Below are 10,607 nucleotides of genomic sequence, written 5' to 3' on the forward strand. Positions count from 1 at the left end.
AATGGATCTTTTTCATCTAACTTGCGATACCTGTCATCTAAATCAAAAAAGCCGGGCTGAGACATAGAAGGAAACTCTTGAAATTTTTGAACAGTGAGATTATATCAAAGTTGGGCTATTTTTAGAGGTGCCCTTTATACAATTTGCTTAATTCGAAAGGATAAAAGTGTGCAATCGTCCTGGGGGTGATAGCCCCTCTTGTTTAAGAGGTATTTTTGATTTTTATTAATATGCAGCTTGAGTACTGCTTATTGTTTTTGGTATACAGCTTAATTGATTTTTTTAAGATTTTCTTATTTGTTATTTTCTATTTTTATTTATTGTTTGGTGCTATTTAAGAATTGCGAAAGCAAAGGCTTTGCGCAGCATTGCTGAGGGTGGTGGTTTTTTAGTGGCATGTATATCAGCTTGAGGTTGTTGGATTAATAAAGTTTATGTATTTTAGGCGCGAAAAATATTTTTTTGGCGTGATATTGCCTACACTTTATTTTTTTAATGATTAGTATACACCGAGTAAGTTTAATCAGTTTTTATTTGAGGTTGTTGTTTGATTTTAAGGGTTTTCTTATTTTCAATATTCTCATTGGTGACATTCTCTTTTTAAATCCTCTTGTTTTTAATATTCTCTTTTGTAGTTTTTTGTTGTTGATTTTAATTCTTTTGAGTTGTGTTGATTCTGGGAGTTTTGATTGAGAGGGTGTGTTTCTGGTTGGGTGTTTTGAAGTTGTTTTGTGGGCTTTGAGTGCGTTTTATATTTTTAATGGTACGCCTAAGTTGTTCCGAAATGATAATGAAGTAAATAATAGATAGGGTGTTTCAGTTGAGGTGGTGATTTATTTCATCGAATTCAATTTTAAATGGAAATTGGAGATGGACGGTTTAAGATGGGTGGCGCGAATTTTGAAGAAGTTCAAGATGAAATCCGTTATGCGTATGACAATACGATTTTTTTTAAAAAGCACATGGACAATGCAGGGCTTAATCCAAGAGATATAACAGAAATCGGCGATTTATCACGTATTCCTCCAACGGTAAAAAAAGACTATAGGAAGGGGTTTCCAGCCAGTGTGATCGCTTCTGGGTACAACCTGAAAAGCCCTCATGTCATGCGTTTCCAGAGTTCAGGCACGGAAGGCGACAGGCTGGTTAGTGTTGTGCTTTCTTATGATTTAGCAAGGCGCCAAGCCAGTTGTATTTCGGTTAATTCTAAATTTTCTTCTCTTTGGAGGCCTGGCTTAAAACTCCGTACCTGCAGGTTTGCAGCACCAAACTGTTCTGACGTTGAATGTGCAAATCCCAATAGCACGATGGAAAGTCGGCTGTTGGATGACGGTACTCTCGTTTTACCGGTATACCATGATCTCCTGACGACGCCAGAGCGGATGGTCAATATGGCACTGGATGAGATAGAAGAATACGATCCCCATTTACTTTTTGTTGACCCTACTCATTTTGCTTTTTTAATCCGTGCGATGAAGAAAAGCGGTCGCTTCCCTCACAAGAAGCAGGGCTTTTGCATCATGTCCGGTTACACCCTCTGTACACAAGTCGCTCGGCGACAGATTAAGGAATGTTATGGTGAGGACGTCGCCTTTGCTGACATGCTTGGTATGTCAGAAATGGGGTATCTTGGCTTTGAGTGCACGGAAGGTAAACAGCACATGAATGTTGAAGATTACCATCTGGAATTTATAAAAAATGGTCGGCCAGCAGAGCCTGGTGAGCTGGCTGAATTGGTCATTACCACTTTGGGAGATGAATTGTCCCCGCATATTCGTTATGCAACCGGTGATATGTTTAGGGTGAGCGCAGAAAAATGTGCCTGTGGTCATCCGGCACCCGTTGTTAGAGCTGAAGGGCGTGTGAAAAATGCACTTTGGTTACGTGATGATACCGTCGTGACTCCCAGAGAACTGGATGAGCTCATCGGCCCGGCAGAGTGGATCGATATGTATCAAATGAACCAAACAAACGATGATGAGTTTTCCTTTAGCTATTTGCGTAATGACGCTTGGACACCACAGCAAGAAGATGAGTTGATTGGAAAATTTCGAGAAACGTTGAAAACCAACAATATTACCTGCACTCCGACACAATACCTACCAGCGGATCGTGGAGGCAAGTTTATCTCCTGTATTTCAAGTGTCGCACAGCGAGACGAAAAAAGGAGGCAGTTGTCGTGGGTATAGCGAAATGTCAGGGTGACTTTCCCGTATTAGATCGATTAATTGACGGTCAGCGAATTACGTATTTGGACAGTGCGGCCACTTCACTAAAACCACAAGCCGTCATTGACGCTATGTCAAATTACTATTCCCAAAATGGTGTAAATATACACAGAGGGAAATATTATTTGTCTGAAGAAGCCTCCGATTCTTTTGAGCGGGTCAGGTATTCGGTTGCCCAGTACTTAGGGGCCTACGGTAACGAAGTTGTCATTACCAAAGGCACCACAGAATCAATAAATTTAGTGGCCCATGGTTTGAATTTACAATCTGACGATGTGGTGGTTGGTTTTCTTGATTCTCACCACGCTCAGTTACTGCCATGGCGCCGATTTGCTGACCTTAAATTGGTTGAATTGGACAGTGACGGTGGCATTAATCTCGATCACTACCACGAATTATTGGAGCTCAAACCCAAAGTGGTGGTTCTCACACATTGCTCCAATGTCACCGGCAATATTGCACCGATTGAAGAAATGGCGATCGCAGCCAAAAAAGCCTGTGACGCTATCGTCATTGTCGATGCCGCACAGTCCATTCCACATCCTCACCTGCGCATTGACGTTTCAAAAATTCCGGTGGATTTTTTGGCTTTTTCCGGTCACAAAATGTTGGGTCCTACTGGTGTTGGGTGTCTCTATGGTAAAAGCGAAAGACTCAATGAACTGCGGCCATTAATGCTTGGAGGAGGCATGGTCGATTGGGTAGATGTTGAAGGATCACAGGAGCGTAAAATTCCCCACAGATTTGAAGCCGGAACACCACCCATTGCGTCTACTTTAGGTTTAGGGGCAGCCCTCTCTTATTTGAGTCAGATAAGTGCTGAAGAATCTCGCCAGCACACCGAGGGGCTTAGTGAGGCTATTATACAAGGTGCTATGGAAAGAGATTACCTTCAGCTGTTAGGCCCAAAGACCGTTAAAAATCGCTGTGCGATTGGCAGCTTGAAAATAAAAGGCTGTGAAGACTTATCTGATGTTGCCAGATCATTAAGTGATTCCTACGGCATTATGTGTCGAACTGGCCATATGTGTGCTCAGCCAGTAGTGGATGATCAGATGGATGGCGAGGTGTTACGTATCTCGGCATACATTTACAACACCACGGATGAGATTGAACGATTTTATCTGTCACTGGATGAGTTGGTGACTTTTCTAGGTCTGAATTAATAGCCAGTAATGATTCGCTGAGTAAATTCATTCTATCGCATAAAGATTTGAATACAACGCAGTTCATACATATAAAGTTAAGCAAGGAAAAAGCGAAATGTTAATGCGTTCTCACCCTATTTTATCTCGTTTTCTGATCTGGGTTATTTTTCCCCTTCTAGTGGTTTTTGGTGGGGCTTACTTTTGGTTGTTGGAAAGCCTACCTAAGAAGGAAGGGGTTGTTCAAGTGAAAGGGCTTAAAGCACCTGTAAAAATTACACGTGATGAATATGCTATACCGCATATAATAGCTGAAACAGATATGGATGCTTTTTTTGCTCTCGGCTATGTTCACGCTCAAGAACGACTCTGGCAGATGATGTACAAAAGACGGATGGCTGAAGGACGTCTAAGTGAAATACTCGGTATCGATTTTCTACCAATGGATCAGTACTTACGTGCTTATGATTTAGTAAATGCGGCCGAATTAGCTCTGGCGTCATTGAGTGAGCCTGCACAACAAGTTCTAAAGGTCTATACAGAAGGTGTTAATGCTTGGATAAATGAAGGACAGACTCTGCCAATTGAATTTTATATATTTGGGGTGAAACCGAAGCTTTGGAAACCATTAGATACAATACTAATGATTAAGCTTATGTCATTGACATTGGGTCCCAATCATACAGCTGAAACAGAGTTTGACTTGTTGGTGAAGGAGGTTGGTCTAGATAAAGCCAATGATATTGTTCCTAATATTAATGCACATGTAAGTGCTGGTGCTGATGTCTATGAAAACACTTTAGCTGACAGCAAATTAGAAAAAGAGCTTATTGCAGCCAATGATCGTCTTTTAGATCAATTTAAATTAGGTGGCGAAATCGCCGTAGGTAGTAATGCTTGGGCAGTCTCTGGTAGGTATACACAATCGGGATTACCCTTATTGGCAAGTGATCCTCACCTATTAACGGAAATGCCTTCCCTCTGGTATCTAGCAAATATTAAAGGTGACCGTTTGCACGTTTCAGGCGCTACTTTTGCGGGTGTACCTTTGGTATTTATGGGTCGTAATCAGTCTGTTGCCTGGGGAATAACTAATATGTTCCCGGATGCTCTTGACCTTTACATGGAACGTACTAATCCATTGAATCCAAACCAATATGAGGTCGATGGGAAGTGGGTAGATATGGAAATTGAAGAACAGGTCATTAACATTAAAGCCGCCTTTCCATCTTTTTTAACCCGACCTATCCCGCCTGTAAAGTGGCAAGTCAGAAAGACTCGTAATGGGCCACTTATTAGTGATGGTATTAGGAGAGTTGAAACACCGTTGTCAATGCGATGGGCTGCATTAGACAAAGTGGACAAAACCTTCGAAAGTTATCTCGGGATGAATTATGCACAGGATATGTCAAGTTTTCAGTCTGCACTTGAAAGCTACAAAGCACCTGCGGTCAACATTATTTATGCTGATAAAGATAATAACATCGCGCGTTTCGCTGCGGGTAAACTACCGATTCGAAAAAAAGGTAATGGAAGGCGCCCAGTTCCTGGTTGGAATTCAGATTATCAATGGGAAAAGTATATTCCTTTTGATGAATTACCCCATAACATAAATCCGCGACGAGGATTTGTTGTAAATGCGAACAATAAAAATCATCCTGACAATTATCCCTATGTAATTTTGAATGTAGAATCACCTCCTTACCGCGTAGATCGTATAACGCAAGCTATTCAAGATCATATTGATTCAGGTGAAAAGATGTCTGTAAAGGATTTTGTGACTTTACAAGGGGACAGCAAAAGCCTTCAAGTGAAGGAGCTATTGCCTTATCTAAGTAATCTCTCTGGTATAACAACCGATCAGAAAAAAGCTATAAAAAAGTTACAAGAATGGGATGGGATTCTTCGTGGTGATAGTGAAGAGACTGCGATTTATCAAGTGTGGTTGAAATTTTTCAACCTTTTCTTAATTGGTGATGATCTCAAGGGTAGTTTATTGCACGAAGCACGAGGGAACCAGTTGCAAAATATACCTCCCGCCATTCAACCTTTATTGATTATTAAACTTTTTCAGAATGATCCTGATTTAAATCATGACTGGTGTGACCAAATCAATACTGTGGAGTATGAGACTTGTGAGGATTTAGCTTTGATTGCGCTTGATTCCACCTTAGAAGAGTTGGATCGTAAAATTAGTTTTTCTAAAGAGTGGGAAGATATTAACGAAGTGTATCTGCCTCATCTGGCTTTTATGAATCATCCATTATTGGATAGTATTTTTTCTCGCACAATTGAAGGTAATAGTGATCGATTTAGTATTAATCGAGCAGATTGGCGATATACTCAAGAATATGGATATCGAGTCTTTTCGACAGCCGGATATCGTCAGGTTCTTGACTTGAGTGGGCAGGATCAAAGTGGTTTTATAAATAGCACTGGGCAGAGTGAACATTTGCTCAGTAAGCATTATGATGACAATATTCAGGCTTTTAAACAGCTCAAGCTACGACCAATGAACTTAGTTTCAGGGCAAAATGCAGATAAATATAAAAGCTTGTATTTAAAACCAATAAAATAAAAAATCAAAGGGAATGGAATAGCTATTATGCCAGCAAACCAGGATAACTCTGCGATACGCTTATTTGGGCTTTTAACGGACACATCATCCAATAAAGTGTTTTTTTCTACTGTGCTTGGAGCATTGGGTGGGATTGCCTACGCGATCTTCGTGCCACTCATTATGATGGCATTGCAACCCTCACTTGGGCGATTAATGCAACCAGAATTTGATACCTCTTATTGGTTGTTTGGTGTCTTCGAGATTTCGTCACCCAATCAAGCGTTATTCTTTTTTATGACGTGTATGCTAATCCTATTTTGTCGGGGAACGTCCGGTACGTTAATGTTTCATGTGGCGATTGATGCGACCGTAGGGCTTAGAAAAAAAATATACAGCAGAATTTCTAAGTTGCCTATTCAAACGCTGGAAGAAATAGGTCCTTCCCGATTGTTGACCGCGCTGAATAATGACGTTTCAGAAGTCGCCAATGGGGCAAGTTCTATTCCTAACATTCTTGTGGCGGCCACAACCTTGGTGGGGATGTTGGCATTCTTGGTGTATCTAAGATTAGAAATTTTTCTATTTGTACTGGGTGTGATGGCCTTCGGATTTTTAACCTACCAGATACCGGTGAGAATAGGGGGTCGACATTTGGCCGCAGGACGGAATAGCTTTGATGGTATTCAGGAAGGAATCAGAGGGCTAATATATGGTGCCAAGGAGCTAAAACTGAATAAAGAGAAGCAGCAGGCATTTCTGAAAAATGAATTGCATGAGGTAGAAAAAAAATTCAGCGATTCGTTTAAAACGGGCAGAATGTTTATGATTTTTGCCATGACCTACAGTAACCTTATCAGCTTCTTCACGATTGGTGCTGTCACTTACGTTATTGCTAATTACTACACTTTGACTCGCGATGATCTACTGGGATCGGTTATGGTCCTGCTCTATATTCTCGGTCCGATCACGGTATTTGTGAATACGATTCCCAATATTGCCATAGCTCGGGTTGCTGCAAGAAAGCTAAATAGTTTATTGAAGGATATGACGATTGAATATTTGGATTCAAAAATCGTTGATAACATCGAGTGCCATCAAAAAATAGTATTAAAAAATGTTGAGTACACCTATCAGGCGAAAAAGAATGAGGAGCTGGGCTTTCACCTAGGGCCTATCAACCTGACATTAAATCGTGGCGAAGTGGCCTTTTTTGTTGGGGGGAATGGCTCGGGTAAAACGACTTTAGGCAAAATATTATCTCTTCATTATATTCCTGAAAAAGGCGATATTTACTTTGATGCTGCTGCTGTTACAGACGGAAACCGAAATATTTGTCGTCAGTCCATTTCAGCAATTTATTCAGATTTTTACCTTTTTACGGAACTCTTTGGCTTATCTGATAACGAACTAGACAGCAAAGCCTCTGAGGGCCTCAAACAACTTGGTCTGGAAGGTAAAGTCACTATTGAAAATGGAAAATTCTCTACTACCTCGTTATCGGATGGTCAAAAGAAGCGTTTGGCATTGTTAGTGGCTTACTTAGAAGACCGCTCTATTTATATCTTTGACGAGTGGGCAGCTGATCAGGATCCAGAGTTTAAAGAAATTTTTTATCATCGTATTTTGCCTGACTTAAAGCGGCTTAATAAATTGGTCATAGTGATTACCCATGATGATCGTTATTTTCATTTAGCTGACAAATTGGTGCGGATGGAAAATGGCCAGGAATTCAGGGAAGGCGCATTTTCGACAGATAAACACGCTCATTCGCCAGAAAAAAGTGAGATGTCTCCGAGTGGTGAGGAGGAAGAAAGTGTCGTCTGATAAAGTGGTCATGGATGAACGGCAAATGGCAAATTTTTTCAAATCATTTGAATTGAGTACAGAATTTAGGAATATTTTGCATTCCGAAAAGCCTCTTTTTTATCATTTGCCGAGGTTGATAAAGGGCACGATTGAGTACCAATTTCTTTCTTATTATTTTTCATATGTGCCCAACTGGCGTATGACCGTCAGAAAAATGATATCAAAAGATCGTATTGCGCCCAATTATATAATGACCGGACCAGGTAAGAGTGGCTCCAGTGATCTAGTAAGCCATTTGCTATTTCACCCCAATGTTGTTGCTCCATTGCTGAAAGAGCCCAAACTGCATCGTCGTCAGAACTGGCGTGCTGGGTTTCCAAAAGTTAAAGAAATACGAAAGCTGGAGAAAAAAACAGGACATCCCATCAGGTGTGGTTATCTTGATCCTGAACTTCACAATTTATATGTGATGGATACGCTTCATGCATTGAATCCCGACTGTAAAGTTATTATTACCTTACGAGATCCTGTTGATCGTGCGTACTCTTATTGGAAGTGGGAAGTCTTCGTTGGAGGAAAGCGATTAGAGCAAAGTTCGAAAGGTCAACACTTCCGAAGTTTTTCCGACTACATTGCTCGGGCATTGAGTTTATTCCCCAGTATTCCGATGGAGAGTGTCGCCGGGATGCCAGTGCTGGAGTCCGGTATTTACCACAAAGCGGTGGAACTCTGGATAGAACGATTTGGTAGAGATAATGTCTTGGTGATGGATGTTGCCGACTATTTCCGTGAGAGACAACCCGTCTTGGACAAAGTTCAGAATTTTTTGGAGTTGCCAGTGATGGAAATTCCCGAGTACACCAAAAAAGCGAATGAAAATCCGATGAAGCTGCCACCACCAGATCCACACACTCTAGCGGCGTTAGCAAAATTTTATCAACCTTATAATCAAAAACTCTTTGAATTGCTGGGCACTAAATTTAGCTGGCAATTACCGTAATGCTTGATTCGATATTAGTCTTTTATGAAGTTGTGGTTTTAGAATTGCCTGTGAGCGCTATTTTTAATACATCGAAAAACCGATGCAACATCTAATGCAGTTTCCAGTATGAGAGATACCAAATTTCGCTAGGTTAGTGGTGTTTTGTCAATTTTAAAATAAAAATTCTTTAATTTTTTGGGCGTTAAATTTAACGAGTCGTTACCTTGTTTTTAGTGAAGGTTTGCCGTAAACGAAATTATTGAGAGTGGCGAATATGAGCAGTGAATTGCTTTATTTGAAAGAAGATACCTATTTTGAACCGTTGATAAATCACTGGTACGCATGGCCCTACCTTTTGCCACCGGTGACGGCTTCACGGTATATCGTTAATACTCATCGGCGTATCATGCAGTCATTTGTGAAAAATTATAAGTTACACATTATCGCTTCAAAAGAAACCGTACTCACCGGAGGTGAGTTTCTGAATTGCACAGAAGATCAATTGCAAGATATCCAAAGTTTAATTACTGAACTTGATGAAAATTGTGGTGATTTGATTGAGTTGTCTGATGCGGTTAGATTGCTGGATGAATTGTTGTTTAACCACACCAGTGGCGAAACTATTGAATATCTTTATGACAATATTCCAGATCCATTGAAAGGGTGTGTTGAATTGTTTTTGGACATGGAGCATCGGCCGTCATATCGTTTGATTGAACCGCTATTGTACAGAAGCTCCTACTATAAGCCGTCGTTACAAAGTTTGTCTTTTGGTCTGTTGTCTAAAGTGGAAGAGCGTCCGTTTGTGTTGAGCACACCACGTTTACCTGATGATAAGCATATGCAAGTGGCAGCGGAGTTTAACGCGCCGATTGTGGATGAGATTTTTAGAGCCCGTGAAATTCCCCTCTCTGCTGAAAAAGTGGATCAATTATTTAAAGGCTATGAACAAACCGGTGGCCTTTCATACCGCGATTTTTTCACAACAGAAAAGTCAACATTCTTTCATGAGCCAGTAGAGGAAGGTGTACGTCTTAGATACACCGGTCATGCTGGCTTTATTTTGGAAACCAAAGAAGTTTGTATTTTGGTTGATCCTATCATTGCCTCTAGAGATGCAGACAATGCAGAGGCCATGATTGGTCATAGCGAGTTACCGGCCAGTATTGATTATATCTTGCTGACCCATACTCATATGGATCATGCGAATATCGAAACATTATTGCAGCTTCGTTATAAAACGAAAAAAGTGGTGGTGCCGAAAAATAATGGCGGTACGTTAGCCGATCCGTCTTTGCGGTTGATGTTACAACAACTGAATTTTGATGTACTGGAAGTGGATGATTTGGATGAAATTAGTATTCCTGATGGTCGTATTGTCAGTATTCCATTTTTGGGCGAACACGGTGATTTGAATATTCGCTCTAAGACGGCCTGGTATATAGAGGTATACGGAAAAAAATGTTTTTTTGGGGCGGACTCTTCTAACCCTGATCGTAACCTATACCAGCGATTGGGCAAAATCTTTACTGATTTGGATGTTTTGGCAATCGGAATGGAATGTGTCGGGGCACCTTATACCTGGGCGTATGGTGCTCTGCATACCAAAAAAGTGCCCAAAAACATCAAAAACTCACGCCGCTTAGATGGCTCTGATTGTGAGCAGGCGTTGCCTATGGTGAAAGAGTTTAATGCGAAACAAGTGTGTGTTTATGCCATCGGTTTAGAGCCGTGTTTTAAATATTTTAATGGTTTAGAACATGAGGAAGATTCAAGGCAGGTGCAGGAATCCAACAAATTTCTAGCGGCCTGCAAGGAAATCGGTGTGCCTGCAGAAATCATGTTCTGCAAAAAAACCATCACCCTCAAATAACCACGGATAAGAG

The 10,607-nt window shown here is 40.8% G+C and carries 6 protein-coding genes; all 6 read left to right on the forward strand.

The window, feature by feature from the left end; all coding sequences use genetic code 11:
- Nucleotides 1–884 precede the first annotated feature (884 nt).
- Entirely contained in the window at nucleotides 885–2,189 is a 1,305-nt protein-coding gene (locus LU351_RS17715) for a phenylacetate--CoA ligase family protein (RefSeq protein WP_232595432.1), read from the forward strand.
- Nucleotides 2,180–3,394 (forward strand): aminotransferase class V-fold PLP-dependent enzyme, encoded by a 1,215-nt coding sequence (locus LU351_RS17720; protein WP_232595433.1) that lies wholly within the window; start codon nucleotides 2,180–2,182, stop codon nucleotides 3,392–3,394. Before LU351_RS17715 ends, LU351_RS17720 begins: the two co-directional genes overlap by 10 nt.
- A 97-nt stretch (nucleotides 3,395–3,491) precedes the next feature.
- Complete coding sequence (locus LU351_RS17725; protein ID WP_232595434.1) at nucleotides 3,492–5,951, forward strand: penicillin acylase family protein; 2,460 nt, start codon at nucleotides 3,492–3,494, stop codon at nucleotides 5,949–5,951.
- A 27-nt stretch (nucleotides 5,952–5,978) separates the two neighbouring features.
- Nucleotides 5,979–7,757, forward strand: a complete 1,779-nt coding sequence (locus LU351_RS17730) for a cyclic peptide export ABC transporter (protein WP_232595435.1) — start codon at nucleotides 5,979–5,981, stop codon at nucleotides 7,755–7,757.
- Nucleotides 7,747–8,739, forward strand: a complete 993-nt coding sequence (locus LU351_RS20985) for a sulfotransferase domain-containing protein (protein WP_232595436.1) — start codon at nucleotides 7,747–7,749, stop codon at nucleotides 8,737–8,739. The genes LU351_RS17730 and LU351_RS20985 overlap by 11 nt, the downstream gene beginning before the upstream one ends.
- 256 nt (nucleotides 8,740–8,995) lie before the next feature.
- Nucleotides 8,996–10,594, forward strand: a complete 1,599-nt coding sequence (locus tag LU351_RS17740; protein WP_232595437.1) for an MBL fold metallo-hydrolase — start codon at nucleotides 8,996–8,998, stop codon at nucleotides 10,592–10,594.
- Nucleotides 10,595–10,607 lie beyond the last annotated feature (13 nt).

The sequence above is a fragment of the Marinibactrum halimedae genome, assembly GCF_021234875.1.
GTDB lineage: Bacteria > Pseudomonadota > Gammaproteobacteria > Pseudomonadales > Cellvibrionaceae > Marinibactrum > Marinibactrum halimedae.

Excerpts from the sequence above, each read along its gene's own strand:
- LU351_RS17730 (WP_232595435.1), top strand. The coding sequence starts at position 5,979 with ATGCCAGCAAACCAGGATAACTCTGCGATACGCTTATTTGGGCTTTTA.
- LU351_RS17725 (WP_232595434.1), top strand. The coding sequence starts at position 3,492 with ATGTTAATGCGTTCTCACCCTATTTTATCTCGTTTTCTGATCTGGGTT.
- LU351_RS17715 (WP_232595432.1), top strand. The coding sequence starts at position 885 with ATGGGTGGCGCGAATTTTGAAGAAGTTCAAGATGAAATCCGTTATGCG.
- LU351_RS17740 (WP_232595437.1), top strand. The coding sequence starts at position 8,996 with ATGAGCAGTGAATTGCTTTATTTGAAAGAAGATACCTATTTTGAACCG.